The organism is Bradyrhizobium sp. S3.12.5 (assembly GCF_040548225.1).
GTDB lineage: Bacteria > Pseudomonadota > Alphaproteobacteria > Rhizobiales > Xanthobacteraceae > Bradyrhizobium > Bradyrhizobium cytisi.
In genome coordinates this window covers 22,126-40,967 of the sequence record NZ_JBEPRF010000021.1, presented here as the reverse complement: position 1 = coordinate 40,967, position 18,842 = coordinate 22,126, and the positions used below count along the sequence as shown (strand labels likewise).

18 protein-coding genes are annotated in these 18,842 nt (G+C 65.6%); 11 read left to right on the top strand and 7 right to left on the bottom strand.

Annotated features, from left to right (window positions below):
- The first annotated feature begins 197 nt into the window (after positions 1–197).
- Positions 198–1,442: an amidase gene (locus tag ABIC09_RS27545; protein ID WP_354111213.1), complete on the top strand. Its 1,245-nt coding sequence runs from the start codon at positions 198–200 to the stop codon at positions 1,440–1,442.
- Here the strand turns inward: ABIC09_RS27545 and ABIC09_RS27540 are convergent.
- The 4 genes from ABIC09_RS27540 to ABIC09_RS27525 form a co-directional block, all read right to left on the bottom strand.
- Complete coding sequence (locus ABIC09_RS27540) at positions 1,434–2,606, bottom strand: patatin-like phospholipase family protein (protein ID WP_354111212.1); 1,173 nt, start codon at positions 2,604–2,606, stop codon at positions 1,434–1,436. The genes ABIC09_RS27545 and ABIC09_RS27540 overlap by 9 nt on opposite strands.
- Before the next feature lie 149 nt (positions 2,607–2,755).
- Entirely contained in the window at positions 2,756–3,352 is a 597-nt protein-coding gene (gene plsY / locus ABIC09_RS27535) for a glycerol-3-phosphate 1-O-acyltransferase PlsY (RefSeq protein ID WP_354084048.1), read from the bottom strand.
- A 98-nt stretch (positions 3,353–3,450) separates the two neighbouring features.
- Positions 3,451–4,752, bottom strand: coding sequence for a dihydroorotase (locus ABIC09_RS27530; RefSeq protein WP_148754936.1), 1,302 nt, complete (start codon positions 4,750–4,752; stop codon positions 3,451–3,453).
- A 5-nt stretch (positions 4,753–4,757) separates the two neighbouring features.
- A complete protein-coding gene (locus ABIC09_RS27525; RefSeq protein WP_148754911.1) occupies positions 4,758–5,705 on the bottom strand; it encodes an aspartate carbamoyltransferase catalytic subunit in 948 nt (315 codons plus the stop codon).
- 221 nt (positions 5,706–5,926) lie between these two features.
- On the opposite strand from ABIC09_RS27525, the gene ABIC09_RS27520 reads away from it, so the two are divergent.
- The 3 genes from ABIC09_RS27520 to ABIC09_RS27510 are packed head-to-tail and all read left to right on the top strand — an operon-like array spanning position 5,927 to position 9,128.
- On the top strand, positions 5,927–6,700 hold the full coding sequence (locus tag ABIC09_RS27520; protein WP_502917704.1) for a M15 family metallopeptidase: 774 nt from the start codon (positions 5,927–5,929) through the stop codon (positions 6,698–6,700).
- Complete coding sequence (locus ABIC09_RS27515) at positions 6,697–8,340, top strand: acyl-CoA dehydrogenase family protein (RefSeq protein ID WP_354111211.1); 1,644 nt, start codon at positions 6,697–6,699, stop codon at positions 8,338–8,340. Before ABIC09_RS27520 ends, ABIC09_RS27515 begins: the two co-directional genes overlap by 4 nt.
- A gap of 23 nt (positions 8,341–8,363) precedes the next feature.
- Positions 8,364–9,128: a CPBP family intramembrane glutamic endopeptidase gene (locus ABIC09_RS27510; protein WP_148754937.1), complete on the top strand. Its 765-nt coding sequence runs from the start codon at positions 8,364–8,366 to the stop codon at positions 9,126–9,128.
- A 105-nt stretch (positions 9,129–9,233) separates the two neighbouring features.
- Here ABIC09_RS27510 and ABIC09_RS27505 read toward each other — a convergent pair whose 3' ends face one another.
- From ABIC09_RS27505 to ABIC09_RS27495, 3 genes are all read right to left on the bottom strand, one after another.
- Positions 9,234–10,157, bottom strand: coding sequence for an AEC family transporter (locus ABIC09_RS27505; protein WP_354111210.1), 924 nt, complete (start codon positions 10,155–10,157; stop codon positions 9,234–9,236).
- A gap of 3 nt (positions 10,158–10,160) precedes the next feature.
- Complete coding sequence (gene ruvX / locus ABIC09_RS27500; protein WP_148754915.1) at positions 10,161–10,652, bottom strand: Holliday junction resolvase RuvX; 492 nt, start codon at positions 10,650–10,652, stop codon at positions 10,161–10,163.
- A gap of 76 nt (positions 10,653–10,728) precedes the next feature.
- Complete coding sequence (locus ABIC09_RS27495) at positions 10,729–11,619, bottom strand: LysR family transcriptional regulator (RefSeq protein ID WP_354083633.1); 891 nt, start codon at positions 11,617–11,619, stop codon at positions 10,729–10,731.
- Between the two features lie 96 nt (positions 11,620–11,715).
- Here ABIC09_RS27495 and ABIC09_RS27490 point away from each other — a divergent pair, with 96 nt between their 5' ends.
- The 7 genes from ABIC09_RS27490 to gatB all read left to right on the top strand — a co-directional run bounded on the left by ABIC09_RS27490 (position 11,716) and on the right by gatB (position 17,625).
- Complete coding sequence (locus ABIC09_RS27490; RefSeq protein WP_354111209.1) at positions 11,716–12,693, top strand: NAD(P)H-dependent flavin oxidoreductase; 978 nt, start codon at positions 11,716–11,718, stop codon at positions 12,691–12,693.
- Positions 12,694–12,710: 17 nt separating this feature from the next.
- Positions 12,711–13,787 carry an NAD(P)H-dependent flavin oxidoreductase gene (locus ABIC09_RS27485; protein ID WP_354111208.1) on the top strand — a complete coding sequence of 359 codons (1,077 nt, stop codon included), beginning with the start codon at positions 12,711–12,713 and terminating at the stop codon, positions 13,785–13,787.
- A 76-nt stretch (positions 13,788–13,863) separates the two neighbouring features.
- Positions 13,864–14,151, top strand: coding sequence for an Asp-tRNA(Asn)/Glu-tRNA(Gln) amidotransferase subunit GatC (gene gatC / locus ABIC09_RS27480; protein WP_008548395.1), 288 nt, complete (start codon positions 13,864–13,866; stop codon positions 14,149–14,151).
- An 18-nt stretch (positions 14,152–14,169) separates the two neighbouring features.
- The gene (locus ABIC09_RS27475; RefSeq protein ID WP_014494728.1) at positions 14,170–14,385 is read left to right on the top strand and encodes a hypothetical protein; all 216 of its coding nucleotides are present in this window, start codon (positions 14,170–14,172) and stop codon (positions 14,383–14,385) included.
- Complete coding sequence (gene gatA / locus ABIC09_RS27470) at positions 14,382–15,857, top strand: Asp-tRNA(Asn)/Glu-tRNA(Gln) amidotransferase subunit GatA (protein ID WP_354111207.1); 1,476 nt, start codon at positions 14,382–14,384, stop codon at positions 15,855–15,857. Before ABIC09_RS27475 ends, gatA begins: the two co-directional genes overlap by 4 nt.
- A complete protein-coding gene (locus ABIC09_RS27465) occupies positions 15,848–16,150 on the top strand; it encodes a hypothetical protein (RefSeq protein WP_354032661.1) in 303 nt (100 codons plus the stop codon). The genes gatA and ABIC09_RS27465 overlap by 10 nt, the downstream gene beginning before the upstream one ends.
- The gene (gatB, locus tag ABIC09_RS27460; protein ID WP_354032662.1) at positions 16,147–17,625 is read left to right on the top strand and encodes an Asp-tRNA(Asn)/Glu-tRNA(Gln) amidotransferase subunit GatB; all 1,479 of its coding nucleotides are present in this window, start codon (positions 16,147–16,149) and stop codon (positions 17,623–17,625) included. The genes ABIC09_RS27465 and gatB overlap by 4 nt, the downstream gene beginning before the upstream one ends.
- Positions 17,626–18,842 lie beyond the last annotated feature (1,217 nt).

The window sequence follows — 18,842 nt, the reverse complement described above, 5'->3', positions numbered from 1 at the left end:
CGTTTCTAATTTTGGGCCTAAGGACCAGCGCGCGCGGCGACGAGTGCTGCGGCCGAGATGCCTCTCTTGAACTGCTCGACGCATTCATTCGATCGGTGTTGTCTCGCCAGACTCCACGCATGGATTGCTCGCGTCGACGTGCGCTTGCACGGCCTCGTCGCGATGCTAAAAGCGATCCCAATAAGAAGGGTTTTGCCATGATCTCACTCGCCGACCTCCAGCGCCGCGTCGCGAGCGGAGAGCTTTCGCCCGATGACGCCATCGCCCAGTCGCACGCGGCGATCGAGGCCAAGGAGAAGGACGTTCGCGCCTTCGTCCGTCACGACAAGTCGGCGAAAGCTCAGTCCTCCGGTCCGCTGCGGGGCATCGCGGTCGGCATCAAGGACATCATCGACACCGCTGATATGCCGACCGAGATGGGCTCGGAGATCTACCGCGGCTGGCAGCCGCGCTCGGACGCGCCGGTGGTGATGATGCTGAAGCGGGCGGGCGCCACCATCATCGGCAAGACCACGACCACGGCGTTCGCCTCGCGCGATCCGACCTCGACGCTCAATCCGCATAATCTTGGCCACACGCCGGGCGGCTCGTCCTCGGGCTCGGCGGCGGCCGTCGGCGCCGGCATGATCCCGCTGGCGTTGGGCACCCAGACCGGCGGATCGGTGATCCGGCCCGCCGCCTATTGCGGCGCGGCCGCGATCAAGCCGTCGTTCCGGATGCTGCCGACCATCGGCGTCAAATGCTATTCGTGGGCGCTCGACACGGTCGGCCTGTTTGGATCCCGCGCAGAGGATCTCGCGCGCGGGTTGCTGGCAATCACCGGGCGTACTGAATTCGACGGCATTGTCGCGGCGAAGACGCCGCGCATCGGCGTTGTCAGGCAGGAGTTTGCCGAGGCCGTCGAGCCGGCGGCCGAAGAGGGGTTGCTGGCGGCGATCAAGGCGGCCGAGCGCGCCGGCGCCAGCGTGAAGACCATCGAGCTGCCCGAGGCGGTGCAGGAAGCCTGGCGCATCCATCCCATCATCCAGGATTTTGAGGCGCATCGCGCGCTCGCCTGGGAGTTCGACCAGCATCACGACGAGATCGCGCCGATGCTGCGCGAGAGTCTCGACGCCACCGTCGGACTGACGCCGAAGGAATATGACGACGCCCGCCGGATCGCGCGCCGCGGCCGCCGCGAGCTGGCTGAAATGTTCGAGGGTTTCGACGTGCTGCTGACCTATCCGGCGCCGGGCACAGCGCCGGCCAAGGAGCTCGCCTCGACCGGCTCGCCCCGCTACAACCGGCTGTGGACGCTGATGGGCAACCCTTGCGTCAACGTGCCGGTGATGAAGGTCGGGGGCCTCCCGATCGGTGTGCAGGTGATCGCGCGCTTCGGCAACGACGCGAGCGCGCTGGCGGCGGCGTGGTTCCTGGAGGATGCGCTGGCGAAGTCAGGCTAGCGCGGGTTCGCGATCGTCCGATTTGATCTGCACCGCGGCGGCATGCGAACTCTGCCCGAGCCAGCGCTCGGCGGCTTCGCGGCCGCTTCGGTGCAACAGGCGGATGAAGCCGCGGCCGAGGTCGGTGGACGAGCGCTGCGCCAGGCCCTCGACCGAGTCTTCCGCGGCGATCTTGGAGAGCCGCAGCGCGTTGGCTGCGTGGGACTGCGCCCATGCGATTGCTGCGATCTCGGCGTTGAGCGCCGCGTTGGCCGCGATCTGGTCGAGGCGGCGATCGATCGCGGCGAGCGTGATCGGCACATAGCTGTCGCGCGTGGGCGTGACCTGGATGAGCAGCAGATCGGCGGTTGCCGATTGCTGCGCCAGCTCGATCAGCGGCGGATTGCCGCCAAGCCCGCCATCCCAATAGGCCTCGCCGTCGATCTCGACGGCGCAGTGAACCAGCGGCGGGCAGGTCGAGGCCAGCGCGACGTCGGCGGTCACGGCGTCATTGCCAAAAATCTGTTGCTGCCCGTCGCGGATCCGCGTTGCCGCGATCAAGAGCTTTGGGCATCTGGCATTGCGCAAGCCGGCAAAATTGATGTCGCGTGACAGCGCCAGGCGCAGCGGATCGAGATCGAACGGATCGAACTGGCCGGAGCGCAACGTCGGCCCGAAGGCGAGCGAGCTTCCCGCCGGCGAGAAGCCGCCGATCAGCATCAGCGAGCGGAACGAGGCCTCGTGCATCAGCCGGATCCAGAACCGGTTCAGCCGGCTGCGAGCGCCTTCGCGGCCGCCTTCTGCAAGGCCGCAGGCCAGCAGCAGCGCGTTGATGGCGCCGGCGCTGGCGCCGCTGATAGTATCGAATTCAATCGACGGCTCTTCCAGCAGCCGCTCCAGCACGCCCCAGGTGAAGGCGGCAAAGGTCCCGCCGCCCTGAAGCGCTAGTGACAGTTTTCGCGGCGGCCATGGCTCGGCGTGCGGCTGTACGGACGCAGCAGTGTTTACGACCTTGACCGTTGCAGGAGCTTGCACCACGGGAGCAGGTGGAGGTGCGGGGACAGGCTTCGGCGCGGGAGGCAGTAAGGGCACGTTGGACCAGACGTTGGTCGATGAGAGCAGCCGGCTTGCCGCAGTGCCCTGCGAGCCGCCGTCGTCATGCGTGCCGTCCATCTTCTCGCTCATTCTGAGCAACCGCGTAACACCATTTCCGCCGTCAGGATGACAGGCATGGAACCCGCTCGCCACTGTGGCCGCGAAAGGCTTCCGAGTTGCGAACAGGAATTGGCATATAATGCGGTTGCCCCGCGGCGGTATCCGGACTTTTTCCGGCCTTACGCCTTCTCGCCGATCCGGCTTTCCTTGCCTGATTGCAGCCGCTTGATATTCTCGCGATGCGCGTAGAACAGCAGCAGTGTCAGCACCACGGCCAATGAGGCCAACTCATAGTTGCCAAAAAACCAGAGTGAGATTGGCGTTACGAAGGCCGCCACGAGCGCCGAGAGCGACGAGTAGCGGGTGGTGAAGGCGGTGGCGAGCCAAAGGATACAGAAGACCAAGGCACCGGCCGGAATCAGCCCTAGCAGGATGCCGATATAGACCGCGACGCCCTTGCCGCCTTTGAACTTCAGCCAGACCGGGAAGAGATGGCCGAGGAAGGCGCCGAGGCCCGCCACCATCGCGGCATTGGGGCCGGCGATGTAGCCGGCGATCAGCACGGCCACGGTGCCCTTGAGCGCATCGAGCAGCAGGGTGCCCGCGGCGAGACTCTTGCGGCCGGTGCGCAGCACATTGGTGGCGCCGATGCTGCCGGAACCGATCGAGCGGATATCCTGCGTGCCGGCAAGCCTGGTCAGCACCAGCCCGAACGGAATCGAGCCAAGCAAGTAGCCGATGACGAAGGCCACCGGCAGGAATGCATCAAGCCCCATGGCGGTGTCTCCATGGCCGACATAGCCAGCGCCCATGATCCGGTCCTGACATATTGCCGCGACGCGAGACGGGCCCCGCATCGCCAAAAGACGGCATCCTAGACATGCTCAAAAACCGTCCGTCCGCCAACGATGGTCCGCACCACGCGACCTGTAAAGCGGGCTTCGTCGAACGGGGTGTTCTTGCACGGCGATTTGAGGTCGGCGGGATCGACCACCCAGGGCACGTCGGGATCGATCACGATGACGTCGGCCGGGCTGCCTGCGCGCAGAGTTCCGCCGGGCAGGCCCAGAATCTCCGCCGGCCGGGTCGACATCGCCCGGATCAGCGTCTTGAGGTCGAGCTCCTCATTATGAACCAGCCGCAGGCCCGCGGGCAGCATGGTCTCGAGCCCGATGGCGCCTGGAGCCGCTTCCGCAAACGGCAGGCGCTTCATCTCGACGTCGTGCGGATTGTGATCGGACATGATGACGTCGACGAGGCCGGAGGCCACCGCCTCCACCAGCGCGCGGCGATCGTCCTCGGTGCGCAGCGGCGGCGACAATTTCAGGAAGGACCGGTAGGGGCCGATGTCGTTCTCGTTCAGCGCAAGATGGTTGATCGAGACCGAGGCGGTGACGGCAAGGCCTGCGTCGCGGGCGCGCTTCAGGATCTCAAGCGACTCGATGCAGGACAGTGAGGCGGCGTGATAGCGGCCGCCGGTCAGTGCAACCAGGCGCATGTCGCGTTCGAGGATCACGGCCTCGGCGGCCTTGGGGATGCCCATCAGGCCGAGGCGCGAGGCGAACTCGCCCTCGTTCATCACGCCTTCGCCGACGAGATCGGGGTCCTCGGTGTGATGCACGATCAGCGCGTCGAAGTCGCGCGCGTAGGTCAGCGCGCGCCGCATCACCTGCGCATTGGTGACGCTGCGGTCGCCATCGCTGAAGGCCACAGCGCCTGCGGCCTTGAGCAGGCCGAACTCGGTCATCTCCTCGCCGCGCATGCCCTTGGTCAGCGCCGCCATCGGCTGGATGTTGACGATCGCGGTGTCGCGCGCACGCCGCATCACGAAATCGACGGTCGCGGAGTTGTCGATGACGGGAGACGTCTCGGGCTGGCAGATGATGGTGGTGATGCCGCCGGTCGCGGCCGCCTGGCTCGCGGACGCAAAGGTCTCGCGATGGCTGAAGCCGGGCTCGCCGACGAAGGCGCGCATGTCGATCAGGCCGGGCGCCACGATCATGCCGGAGCAATTGACGACGTCGGTGCCCTCGGGGACGCCGGCGGCACCAATGCCGCGACGGGTCTCGCGGATGACGCCGTCGGCAATCAGGACGTCGCCGGGACCGTCGAAATCCCTGCTGGGATCGACGACGCGGGCGTTGGCGAGCAGGATCGGGCGGCGGTCAATCAGCATGAGCATCACGCGTTCGGCAGGTTGCGGGCGAGCGCTTCGAGCACCGCCATGCGCACGGCCACGCCCATCTCCACCTGTTCGCGGATCAGGGACTGTGCGCCGTCGGCGACCGCCGTGTCGATCTCGACGCCGCGGTTCATGGGGCCTGGATGCATCACGAGTGCGTCGGGCTTGGCGTAGGCGAGCTTCTTCTGGTCGAGCCCGAAATAGTGGAAATATTCGGAGGTCGACGGCACGAAGGAGCCATTCATGCGCTCGCGCTGCAGCCGCAGCATCATGACGATATCCGCGCCGTTGAGCCCTTCGCGCATGTCGCGCGCGACCTCGACGCCCATCCGCTCGATGCCGGGCGGCAGCAGCGTGGAGGGGCCGACGACGCGGACGCGGGCGCCCATGGCGTTGAGCAGGATGATGTTGGAGCGGGCGACGCGCGAATGCAGCACGTCACCGCAGATCGCGACCACGAGGCCCTCGATCCGGCCCTTGTTGCGGCGGATGGTGAGTGCGTCGAGCAGCGCCTGCGTCGGATGCTCATGCGCGCCGTCGCCGGCATTGATCACGGAACCGTCAACCTTGCGGGCCAGCAGTTCCACCGCGCCGGAGGCGTGATGGCGCACCACCAGGATATCCGGATGCATGGCGTTCAGCGTCATCGCGGTGTCGACCAGCGTCTCGCCCTTCTTGATGGACGAGGAGGACACCGACATGTTCATGACGTCGGCACCCAAGCGTTTGCCGGCGAGCTCGAACGAAGACTGGGTCCGGGTCGAGGCCTCGAAGAACAGGTTTACCTGCGTCCGTCCACGCAGGACGGTGCGCTTCTTGTCAACCTGGCGGTTGAGCTCGACATATTCTTCGGACAGGTCGAGGAGGCCGCTGATGTCGGCCGCGGAAAGGCCCTCGATGCCCAGCAAATGCCGGTGGCCGAGGACGAAGGTCGATTTCGATGTCATTAAAGCGAGAGCTATAGGCGCGGATGGCGGAGGGAGCAAGGGCCAATGCCGGGGCGGGGAGTTATCCCCTGATCTGTCGGCCTATTGCCGACGTTGCATGCCCAAGCCGTCTATCTCCGTCATGCCCGGGCTTGTCCCGGGCATCCACGTTCTTAGGTGCTGCCGCAGAAAAGGCGTGGATGGCCGGGACAAGCCCGGCCATGACGATGTGGAGGCATCTCGTGAGATTATTTCCGACGGCGATTGGTGCGATAACCATAATCTCATCCGCTTCAGCCCAATCGCTCCCCGGCGGCTTCGTCTATCTGCGCGACGTCGATCCCACCATCATTCAGGACATCCGCTACGCCACCGCGAACAACTTCGTCGGGCGCCCGCTCGCCGGCTATGGTGCGGGCGAATGCGTGGTGAGGCGGGAGGTGGGGCTACGGCTGAATGCGGTTCAGCAGGATCTCGCCACGCAAAATCTCTCGCTCAAAATGTTCGATTGCTACCGGCCGGCGCGCGCCTCGCTCGACATGGTGAAATGGTCGCAGAACGGCCACGAGACATCAGCCGATCGGCGCTACAATCCGAAGATCCCCAAGACCGAGCTGTTCCGCCTCGGCTATATCGCGAGCCGCTCGCAGCATTCGACGGGTGCGGCGCTCGACCTCACGCTGGTCGATCTCAAGGCTGACAATTCCGCCAAGATCGATCCGTCAAAATCCTACGCCGACTGCACCGCGCCGGTCGAGGCGCGGCTGCCGGAAAGCAGCGTCGACATGGGCACCGGCTATGATTGCACCGATGCGAAAGGGCATACCGCGGCACCATCGATCAATCCGGATCAGCGCGCCTGGCGCAGACGGCTGGTGGCCGCGATGGCGAAGCAAGGCTTTGTGAACTATTCGAAGGAGTGGTGGCATTTTTCCCTGCCGGGGGCGGGCGGGGCGGCCTATGATTTCCCGATCCAGCCGCGGCGGAACAGATTCCGCGCCGAGGACACGAGATGACCCAGCCGAGCTTCGCGACCCACGAGGTCTTCAACCAGTCGCCGCCGTTCGAGGACGTCGACCTGTTTGCCGTCGATCGCCCGCTGGTCGACGCTGTGAAGGCCAATGGCGGCGCCGCCGCGGAGCGGGAGCTGTCCGAGTTCGGGAAACATTGGGGCTCGGCGGCGATGGCCGATCGCGGGCGCGCGGCGAACGAGAACACGCCGAAACTCCGCACCTTCGATGCCAAGGGCAATCGCCGCGACCAGGTCGAATTTCATCCCGCCTATCATGAACTGATGGCGCACAGCGCGCATGCCGGCGTGCACAATTCGACGTGGATGGCGGATGGGACACCGGTGGGCGATGCCGCCGAAGTCATTCGTGCCGCAAAATTCTACATGGCCTCGCAGGTCGAGACCGGTCATCTATGCCCGATGACGATGACCCGCGCCTCCGTTGCGGCGCTGGCGATGCAGCCGGACCTGCTCGCCAAGGTGATGCCGGTGTTATCGACGAGGAGCTACGATCCCGGCTTCACGCCGTGGTGGGACAAGCGCGGCATGACGCTCGGCATGGGCATGACCGAAAAGCAGGGCGGCACCGACGTGCGCGCCAACATCACGCGTGCGGTGCGCGACGGGAACGCCTACCGCATCACCGGCCATAAATGGTTCATGTCGGCGCCGATGTGCGACGCGTTCCTGGTCCTGGCGCAGGCCGAGCAGGGACTGACCTGCTTCTTCATGCCGCGCTTCGCGCCGGACGGATCGGTCAACGCGATCCAGTTCCAGCGGCTCAAGGACAAGCTCGGCAATCGTTCAAATGCGTCCTCGGAAGTCGAGTTCGTCGGTGCCCATGCCGAATGCGTTGGTGAAGAAGGCAAGGGCATCCGCACTATCATCCAGATGGTGCAGTTGACGCGGCAGGATTGCGCGATTGCCTCGGTCGGCCTGATGCGCTCGGGCCTCGCGCACGCGCTGCATCACGCCCGTCACCGCAGTGTGTTCCAGAAACATCTCGCCGATCAGCCCTTGATGCAGGCCGTGCTGTCCGACATGGCGCTGCATGTCGAGGCGAGCACGGCGCTCGTCATGCGGCTCTGCCGCGCTTTCGACCGCACGCCGCATGACGCGGCTGACGCGGCCTACATGCGTCTGCTGACGCCCGCGATCAAATACTGGACCTGCAAGAGCGCACCGCCATTCCTTTATGAAGCAATGGAGTGCCTCGGCGGCAACGGCTATGTCGAGGACGGCATTCTGGCGCGCCACTACCGGGAGTCGCCGGTCAACGCGATCTGGGAAGGCTCGGGGAACGTGATGTGCCTCGACGTGCTGCGCGCGCTCTCGCGCGAGCCGGAGGCCGCGATGGCCGTGCTGCAATCGCTTGCGGCCGAGACGAAAGACCTGCCCGGGGCGAGCGAGGCGGTCGCTCTTATCGGGAAAACTTTCCGTCGCGCCGACGGCGAGCGCATCGCGCGGCTCGCGGTCGAGAAGCTGGCGCTGCTGGCCGCCGCCGCGGCGCTCAGCGGCGTCTCATCCCACCACGCTGAGCTGTTCGCCGCGACGCGCCTCGCCGTCAATCACGCCAGCATGTACGGTGCCGTGGAGCTCGAGAGCGGTGAGGTGCGTGGGCTGCTGGAGCGGGCGCTGCCGTGAGCCCGCCAAACGAAAGCCTTCTGATGGACACGCTCAATCCCGATCATCCGCCGCTGATCTTGAGGCCTGCGCCCCTGCGCGTCTGGAAGTTCTGGGGCACAGCGTTGTGGGGCCTGCTTGTCTTTGTCGCGATGTTCGTCGGCCAGGTTGGGGCGGTCCTGCTGCTGGGGGTCATGCGCGGGCTGCCGCTCGACATGAACTCGATCCAGTCGGTCGGCCGCGAACCGCAGGCGCTGGCGCTGTCCGTGATCATGGGCCTGCCTGCGACGCTCGCGGCGGTGTGGCTCGCCATCCGCATCAAGAAGGCATCCTTCGTTGACTATCTGGCGCTGCGCTGGCCGGCCTGGAGCCAGCTTTTGCTCGGCGCCGCCGGCCTCATCCTGGTCGTGATGGCCTGGGAGGTCGTGTCGCGATCCTTCGGCCGTGAGGCCACGCCAGGCTTCATGACCGACCTGTTGAAATCGGGCCGTGACAAGGGCGCCGCGCTGTTGCTGCTGTTCGCCTTCAGCGTGGCCGCGCCGATGTCGGAGGAGGTGCTCGCGCGCGGCTTCCTGTTCCGCGGCTGGTCGGCGAGCTTCCTGCGCGTGCCCGGCGCGATCATCCTGTCGTCGCTGGTGTGGACGGCGGTGCACCTGCAATACGATCTGTACTTCCTCGCCGAGGTGTTCTCCATCGGCCTCTGGTTCGGCTACATGCGCTACCGCGCCAATTCGCTCTGGCTCACCATCGTGCTGCACGCGTTGAACAACATGACGGCGGTGGTGCTGACGATGTGGCTGGGGGGGTAGCCAAGCGGTTGCCCCACACTCCGTCATTGCGAGCGCAGCGAAGCAATCCAGACTATTGCCGCGGTGGGATTCTGGGTTGCTTCGCTGCGCTCGCAATGACGAGGTCTAAGCCACCAGCGCGATCGCGATCGGCATCGTGATCGCCGCCAAAATCGTTTGCAGCGTGATGATCTGCGCCAGCAGCGGTGCATCGCCGCCCATCTGGCGGGCCAGCACGTAGGCGCTGGGCGAGGTCGGCACCGCCGCGCAGATCGCGACGATCGCGAGGTTGATACCTGACAGGCCGAACCAGACGGCGAGTGCCAGCGCGAGCACCGGCATCAGCGCGAGCTTGAACGCCACGCCCAGCGTTGCACCGAGACTCGGGCGGAGCAGGCCCTTGAGCTGGAGGCCGGCGCCGGTGACGAGCAGGCCGATGGCGAGCGAGGAGCGGCCGAGCGCGTCGGCAACCTCGTGCCAGATTTTCGGCAGCGGCAGATGGGTGACGTTGATGAAGAGGCCGATCGCGCAGGCCCAGATCAGTGGATTGCGGATCACGGTCATGACGATGGCGCGCGCCGATTGCTTCTCCGGCGCGGCGTAATGCGCGAGCACGGCGACGCTGAACACGTTCACCAGCGGAATGATCGCGACCATCGCGACCGAGGCCAGCGCCAGTCCGACGTCACCGTACAAATTGGCGGAGACCGACAGCGCGACATAGGTCTGCCAGCGCGTCGCGCCCTGGAAGATCGAGGTGAAGGCGGGGCCGTCGATGTCGAGGCGCGCCAAGGCTGGCCGCAGCGCAAGGCACAACAGCGACATCGCCAGCGCCGACAGCAGCAGCGCGCCGCCGACGCCGGCGACCGGCACTTTTGTGAGGTCGGCCTTCACCAGCGTCTGGATCAGCAGCATCGGAAACAGCACGAAATAAGTCAGCCGCTCCAGCCCGTGCCATTGCGTGTCGAGCCGCATCAGGCTGCGCCTGAGCACCACGCCGAGCACGATGAGGATGAAGACCGGCAGCAGCGCCGCGATCACGACGGCCATGGATCAGCCATTCTCTGAAGCCGTACGAAGATTGGCGAGCCGGTCGAGCGCGCCCTGCAGGATGAAGATCGCGGCGTGCTCGTCGATCACCTCGGCGCGCTTGGCGCGGCTGACGTCCATGCCGATCAGCTCGCGCTCGACCGCTGCGGTCGAGAGGCGCTCGTCCCAGAGGCCGATCGGAAGCGTGGTGAGGTTGGCCAGATTGCGCGCAAACGCGCGGGTCGACTGGGCGCGCGGGCCCTCGCTGCCGTCCATGTTGATGGGCAGGCCGAGCACGAAGCCGACCACCTTGCGTTCGGCTGCGATGGCGAGCAGCCGCGCGGCGTCCTGCTTGAACGCCTTGCGCTGGATGGTCTCGACACCGGTCGCGAGCCGGCGGTCCGGATTGGATACGGCAACGCCAATGGTCTTGGTGCCAAGATCAAGGCCGATCAACCCGCCGCGGTCGGGCCAGTGGGTTGCAGCATCGACGAGGGGCAGGATAAGAGCCGGCATGGACTAGCGCATATCACGCGTCGCGCCGCGGAGTGAACCCCGATCTTGGCTCCCGTTGCGCTGCGGCGGTGGTTCATCAGGCCGCGATGATGTCGTCGGCCCTGGTCAGGCATGACAAGAAGCCATGAAGCGCGCTGGTTTGATGGCCGGCGCGGCGCTGGATGAACAGCGTCTCGACGCGGGCATGCGACGGGCTCAGCGCGTGCATCGTCACGCTGCCGTTCATCGCGCTGCGCTCGACCACAGCGCGCGGCAGGAGCGTCACGCCCATGTCGGCGGCGACGCAGCCGATCATGCCGTCGAGCGTGCCGAGCTCGAAGCGCGCTGCCGAAGGCCAGCCGAATTCGACGAAGATCTGCTCGAGCCGCTGCCGATAGGTGCAACCGGTGCGGAACGCGAGCGCCGTCGGGCCGGATTCCGGCGTGCCGGCGCGCAGTTCGGCAAGCGAGGCCCAGCGCCGCGCGCTGACCAGCACCAGCTCTTCGCGAAATGCGCTTGTTACGGTGAGGTCGGCGTGCGCGATGGGGCCGGCGACGAAGGCGCCATCGAGTGTGCCTTCGAGCACGCCGGCGACGAGATCGGCGGTCGGCGACGTGCGCAGGCTGAGGCGCACGGCGGGGAAACGGCGGTGGAAATCGGACAGCAGCGGCGGCAGCCGCACTGCCGCCGTCGTCTCCATCGATCCGATCGCCAGCGGCCCCTTCGGCTCGCCGTCGTCGCGCGCGGCGAGCACGGCTTCGCGCGACAACGCCGCCATTCGTTGCGCGTAAGGCAACAGCCTCTTGCCGGCGCCGGTCAGCGTCATGCCGCGGCTGTGACGCTCGAACAGCGGTGTGCCGATCTCGGCCTCCAAGGCCTTGATGCGCTGGGTGACGTTGGATTGCACCGTGTTGAGCTCTTCGGCGGCGCGCGTGATGCCCCCGGTGCGGGCGACCGCGGCAAAGGTCTGGATGTCGCTGAGTTCCATGGTGTCGTTTCGCTTTTGTGATGGCAGCGTTCGCTACAATTCATTTTTCGAGAATGCTAGTTGGGCCTAATGTTTCTGTCCAGAGCGGGAGAACGCATGCCGATCACCACGCCGCTGACGGAGCTTCTCGGGATCAGGCATCCGATCCTGTCGGCGCCCATGGACACGATCGCGGGCTGCCGGCTCACCCGCGCCGTCAGCGAGGCCGGCGGCTTCGGGATCCTCGGTGGTGGCTACGGTGACCGCGCCCGACTTCAGGCCGAGGCCGCGGAGTTGAAGGGTTTTGCGCCGTTCGGCATCGGCTTCATCACCTGGAGCCTGGCAAAACAACCTGACCTTCTCGACATCGCGCTCGATGCCGGCCCGCAGGTCGTCATGCTGTCGTTCGGCGATCCCGCGCCGTTCGCGCCGCAGATCAAGGCCAGCGGTGCGCGATTGATGTGCCAGGTCCAAAGCGAGGACATGGCGAAACAGGCGCTCGATGCCGGCGCGGAGATCTTGATCGCGCAGGGGACGGAGGCGGGCGGCCATGGCGCATCGCGAACGACACTCGATATCGTGCCAGCAATCGTCGATCTCGCGGCCGGGCGCGTGCCTGTCGTCGCGGCTGGCGGGATCGCTGACGGTCGGGGCCTCGCCGCGATGATGATGCTGGGCGCCTCCGGCGTGCTGGTCGGCACGCGCTTCTATGCGAGCGTGGAGGCCAATGCCGCTGCGGACGCCAAGGAGCGCATCCGGACAGCCGATTCGAACGACACAGTGCGCGGCGTCGTTCCCGACTGGTCGCGAAAACTGTTCTGGCCGGCGCCGTTCACTGCGCGAACGCTGGTCAACGGCCATATCAAGAGCTGGACCGGCCGCGAGGTCGAGCTGATGCAGCGCGCAGACGACGTTGCCAAGGAATACGCCGCGGCAAAAATGGCGGGCGATTTCGAAGTCGCGGCCGTCTTTGCGGGAGAAGCTGTCGGCCTGATCCATGATATTCCACCGGCGGCCGAGATCGTCGAACGGATTGCGACTGAGGCCGAGCAGCTCCTTGCCGGCCGGCGCAACGCCATCGCATCGCTCGCCTGAACCAAGAGAGACACACCATGTGGCCTGACCGTCGACTGATCGATCTCTTCAAGACCGAATTTCCGATCGTGCTGGCGCCGATGGCCGGCGTGATGGACGCCGAGCTGGTGATCGCGGTGGCAGAGGGCGGCGGGCTCGGCTCGTTGCCGAGCGCGATGCTGTCGCCGGAGAAGGCGCGCGAGCAGGTCAACATCATCCGCCAGCGCGTGAAGGCGCCGGTCAACATGAACTTCTTTTGCCACACGCCGGTCGAGCTCACGGCCGAGGCCGAAGCGCGCTGGAAGCAGCGGCTCACGGGCTATTACACCGAGCATGGCCTCGATCCCGCTGCGCCGATCAATGCCGCGAACCGCGCGCCGTTCGATGCCTCTTTCTGCGAGGTGGTCGAGGAGCTGAAGCCGGAGGTCGTCAGCTTCCATTTTGGCCTGCCGGAGCCGGCGCTGCTCAAGCGCGTCAAGGCGGCAGGCTGTCTCGTCATCTCGTCCGCCACGACAGTGAAGGAAGCGGTCTGGCTCGAACAGCGCGGCGTCGACGCCATCATTGCGCAAGGTGCCGAGGCCGGCGGCCATCGCGGCATGTTCCTGACCGACAAGATCTCGGAGCAGCCCGGCACGTTTGCGCTGGTGCCGCAGGTCGTCGATGCCGTGAAGGTGCCGGTGATCGCGGCCGGCGGCATCGCCGACGGGCGCGGCATTGCCGCCGCCTTCGCGCTCGGCGCCTCCGGCGTGCAGATCGGCAGCGCGTACTTGCGCTGTCCGGAGTCCAAGGTCAGCGCAGGCGGCCGCAAGGCGCTTGCCGAGGCGCGGGACGATTCCACCGTCATCACCAATGTGATGACCGGCCGCCCGGCGCGCGGTGTCCAGAACCGGCTGATGTGCGAGGCCGGCCCGATCTCGCCGGACGCGCCGCCGTTTCCCCATGCGGCGACGGCGCTGGGGCCGCTGAAGACGGCTGCCGAAAAGCAGGGCCGGGTGGATTTCACCAATCTCTGGGCCGGCCAGGCCATTGCCCTGGGCCGCGAAGTCCCCGCGGCCGAATTGACCCGGGATCTGGCCCAATCGGCGCTGGCCCGGCTGCGGCAGATGGCCGGGTAGCTCCCGGCGCCGGTTGCGGCGCAAAACCGGCCTCTGCTATACGGCACATAGGTTTTGCCGTGAGAGGCCTTATATAATGTCCGTCGACGCCGCTACCGTCCGCCGCATCGCGCATCTGGCGCGCATTGCAGTTTCCGAGGACGAGGTTCCGCATCTGCAGGGCGAGCTCAACGCCATGCTCGCCTTTGTCGAGCAGCTCTCCGAGGTCAATGTCGAGGGCGTGGAGCCGATGACCTCGGTCACCCCGATGCAGATGAAGAAGCGGCAAGACGTGGTCAATGACGGCGAGATCGCCGACGATATCGTTGCCAACGCGCCTGCGACCGAAGGTCACTTCTTCCTGGTGCCCAAGGTTGTTGAGTAGCTTTTAGGGCCAAGTCCGATGTGCATGCTTTGCGACGATGAAAAGGCCTATCAGGCCTACATGAACTATCTCGACAAGATGGAGCGGCAGGGTAAGGCTGCCGATCCCAATGTCGCCGTCAATGCCGTGCTCGACGAGATCGAGGCCGCTGCGAACGCCGCCGCCAAGAAAAAAGACGACCCGGCCAACGACAAGACCCTGTCTCCGTTCTTCTGCAGCCCGATCAATAAATGACCGATTTGACATCGCTGACGCTCGCCGAGGCCCGCAAGGGTCTCGCCGACAAGACTTTCACGTCCCTCGAGCTGACCGACGCGCATCTTTCAGCGATCGAAGCCGCGCGCGTGCTCAATGCCTTCGTGATGGAGACGCCCGATCGCGCGCGTGACATGGCCAAGGCCGTGGACGAGAAGATCGCCAAGGGCGACGCCGGCCCGCTCGCCGGCATCCCGCTCGGCATCAAGGACCTGTTCGCGACCAAGGGCGTGCGCACCACGGCGTGCTCGAAGATCCTCGGCGATTTCGTGCCGACCTACGAGTCGACCATCACCTCGCAGCTCTGGCGCGACGGCGCGGTGATGCTCGGCAAGCTCAACAATGACGAGTTCGCGATGGGCTCGGCGAACGAGACCTCGTGCTTCGGTCCCGTCGCCAATCCCTGGCGGCGCGACGGAAGCAACACCACGCTGGTGCCGGGCGGCTCGTCCGGCGGCTCGGCCTCCGCGGTGGCGGCGCTGCTGTGCATGGGGGCGACTGCGACCGACACCGGCGGCTCGATCCGCCAGCCGGCCGCGTTCACCGCAACCGTCGGCATCAAGCCGACCTATGGCCGTTGCTCGCGCTGGGGCATCGTCGCCTTTGCCTCCTCGCTCGACCAGGCCGGGCCGATCGCGCGCAGCACGCGCGACGCGGCGGTGCTGCTGCGCTCGATGGCCGGTCACGATCCGAAGGACACGACCTCCGTCGACATTGCCGTGCCGGACTACGAAGCCGCGATCGGCAAGTCCGTGAAGGGCCTCAGGATCGGCATCCCCAAGGAATATCGTCTCGACGGCATGCCGGCCGAAATCGAAAAACTCTGGAGGGAGGGGGCGGCATGGCTGAAGGCGGCCGGCGCCGAGCTCGTCGAGGTGTCGCTGCCGCACACCAAATACGCGCTGCCGGCTTATTACATCGTGGCGCCGGCGGAGGCCTCGTCTAACCTCGCGCGCTATGACGGTGTCCGCTATGGCCTGCGCGAGCAGGGCAAGAGCATCACCGAGCTCTACGAGAACACCCGCGCCAGAGGCTTTGGCGCGGAGGTGCGCCGCCGCGTCATGATCGGCACCTATGTGCTCTCGGCCGGCTATTACGACGCTTATTACCTGCGTGCCCAGAAGGTGCGCACGCTGATCAAGAAGGATTTTGAGGATTGCTTCGCCAAGGGCGTCAACGCGATCCTGACGCCGGCGACGCCGTCGGCGGCCTTCGGCATCGGCGAGAAGGGCGGCGCCGACCCCGTCGAGATGTATCTCAACGACATCTTCACGGTCACCGTGAACATGGCGGGCCTGCCGGGCATCGCCGTGCCCGCCGGCAAGGACGCGCAGGGTCTGCCGCTCGGCCTGCAGCTGATCGGCCGTCCCTTCGACGAGGAGACGCTGTTCTCGCTCAGTGAGGTGATCGAGCAGGCCGCCGGCCGCTTCACGCCCGCGAGGTGGTGGTGAATGTCGCCGATTTCATCGCGAGCCTCGACGGCGCAGCGCCCGCGCCTGGCCTGAGCGCGCCGCTCGCCGGTCTCTGGTGGGCCGCGAAGGGCGACTGGGACCAGGCGCACAAGATCGTCCAGGACGACAATGGCCGCGCCGCCGCCTGGGTGCACGCCTATCTGCACCGCGTCGAAGGCGATCTCGGCAATGCCGGCTATTGGTACCGCCAGGCCGGCCAGCCTGCGGCAAAGGATTCATTGGAAGCGGAGTGGGAGCGGATCGCTGCCACGCTGCTCGGGAGCAAGACATGAGCACGGCCACGCACAAGCTTCTGAAGGGCTCAACCGGTGACTGGGAGATGGTCATCGGCATGGAGATCCATGCCCAGGTGACCTCGAACTCAAAGCTGTTCTCGGGCGCGTCCACCACGTTCGGCGGCGAGCCGAACAGCCACGTGTCGCTCGTTGACGCGGCGATGCCAGGCATGCTGCCCGTCATCAACGGGGAATGTGTCAGGCAGGCTGTCCGGACCGGCCTCGGCCTCAACGCAAAAATCAATCTGCGTTCAGTGTTCGACCGGAAAAACTATTTCTATCCGGACTCGCCGCAGGGCTACCAGATCAGCCAGTACAAATCGCCCGTTGTCGGCGAGGGCGAGGTGACGGTTGAATTGGGCGACGGCAAGACTGCCACGATCGGCATCGAGCGGCTGCACCTGGAGCAGGATGCCGGAAAATTGCTGCACGACCAGTCGCCGTCGCTGTCCTTTGTCGATCTCAACCGCTGCGGCGTCGCGCTGATGGAGATTGTCTCTAAACCGGACATCCGCGACGCCGAGCAGGCCAAGGCCTATGTGACCAAGCTGCGCTCGATCCTGCGCTATCTCGGCACCTGCGACGGCGACATGGAGAAGGGATCTTTGCGCGCCGACGTCAACGTCTCCGTGCGCAAGCCGGGCGCGCCGCTCGGCACCCGCTGCGAGATCAAGAACATGAACTCGATCAACTTCATCGGCCAGGCGATCGAGTACGAAGCGCGCCGCCAGATCGAGATCCTCGAGGATGGCGGCCAGATCGACCAGGAGACGCGGCTCTACGACCCCAACAAGGGTGAGACGCGCTCGATGCGCTCGAAGGAAGAGGCGCACGACTACCGCTACTTCCCCGATCCGGATTTGCTGCCGCTGGAGTTCTCGCAAGGCTTCGTCGACGAGCTGAAGGCTGAGCTCCCCGAGCTGCCGGACCAGAAGAAGACGCGCTTTGTCGCCGACCTCGGCCTGTCGGCTTACGACGCGAGCGTGCTCGTCGCCGAGCGCGAGAGCGCGGTGTTCTACGAAACGGTGCTCGACAGGCTCGCCAACCGCGCCCGCGATGGCAAGATGGCGGCGAACTGGGTGATCAACGAGCTGTTCGGCCGTCTCAATAAGGAGGGACGGGATATTACGGGCGCTCCGGTCAACGCCGAGCAGCTTGCCGCGATCGTCGACCTGATCGGCGAGGGCACGATCAGCGGCAAGATCGCCAAGGATCTGTTCGAGATCGTCTGGCAGGAGGGTGGCGACCCTCGCGCGCTGGTCGAAAGCCGCGGCATGAAGCAGGTCACGGATCTTTCGGCGATCGAAAAGGTTGTCGACGACATCATCGCGGCCAATCCCGACAAGGCCGCGCAGGTGAAGGACAAGCCGCAGTCGCTCGGCTGGTTCGTCGGCCAGGTGATGAAGTCATCCGGCGGCAAGGCGAACCCGCAGAGTGTCAACGAGCTGCTCAAGTCTAAGCTCGGCGTCTGACGTCGCGCGTTCGGACGAGACGGCGGGATGCTTGCCGTCACCTCGCGCCACGTCGAGACGAGACGAGACGCGCGCACGCATCGCAAACAGCAAACTTCATCCCGTTGAGGTCACGTTGCAGATGCGAATCGCGGCGGCGCGATTCGCATGAAACGGCGACTTGCACGCGCTCTGACGAGCGCTTCCGCCGTTAAGCATGAAAATAATTTCGTTGCCAAAATTCGCGACTCAGAGTCCGCGATTCGTCCCCGCGACGCCATCGCGCGCTTTGCAGTGCGCATCATCGCACTGATCATTCGTGATGTGCGCGCGCAGAATAATACTTGCTGCATAGTGTTTTCCTGCGATCGCGGCGCTTGCCGACGGCGACGTCACGAGAAGCATTTGCAATCGCTGACGCGTGTCTGTGCGTGCCGGCAAATCAAGCGCGGCTGGCGCACGCGCGCTGCGTCGTCAACACTTCCTTAAGTGAGAAGATGTTTTTTTCGTCGTGTTGGTGTATTCGGGGTGAGTGCACATTCGATCCCCGAATGCGCGCAGCGATTAAAGCCATCTCACACATCGGAGGGCAACATGGCCAAGAAAGCGAAGAAGGCGAAGAAGGCGAAGAGCGCAGTGAAGAAGACTGCGAAGAAGACCCGCAAGGTCGCGAAGAAGAAGAAGTAACTTCGACTTCTGAAGTTGCCGGCTCCCAGAGAGCCGGCACGTCATCAGCGCCTCCTGGAGGTTCTGGTCGACGATAGAGGGTGTCGGCGAGACATCAGGTCAACGGTCGGATCGTCAGCTTTCACGGGCTCGCTCGTCAAAGTCCGGTCCGGCAGAAGAAACAAGTTTTCTTCGTTCGGTGCGGCTCCTTGAATAAGGGCTCCGCAATTCCACAGACGGCCTTCGGGCCAATTTGGAATCTGATCCTGACGTGTTCGCCGACGCCCTCGTTCCCTGAGGCCGGGGTATTGCCGGCATTCCTTTCCCGACATTGTTGATCTGACCGCGACGATAGTCGCACTGCGCTGTCGCGTTGCCTTGGGTCTTGGGGCAGGCGAGAGCTGTGGTGTGATTGCGCGCCGCTTCCCCGCACGCGGTGTCATCGCCCGGCTTCGACCGGGCGATCCAGTACACCGCGGCTTCCCGGGGAACGATTGCTGCCTCTGGGAATACTGGGTCCCCAGTGCGCAAGTGCGCACAAGGCGGGTGACGACAGTCGGTGGAGAAACACC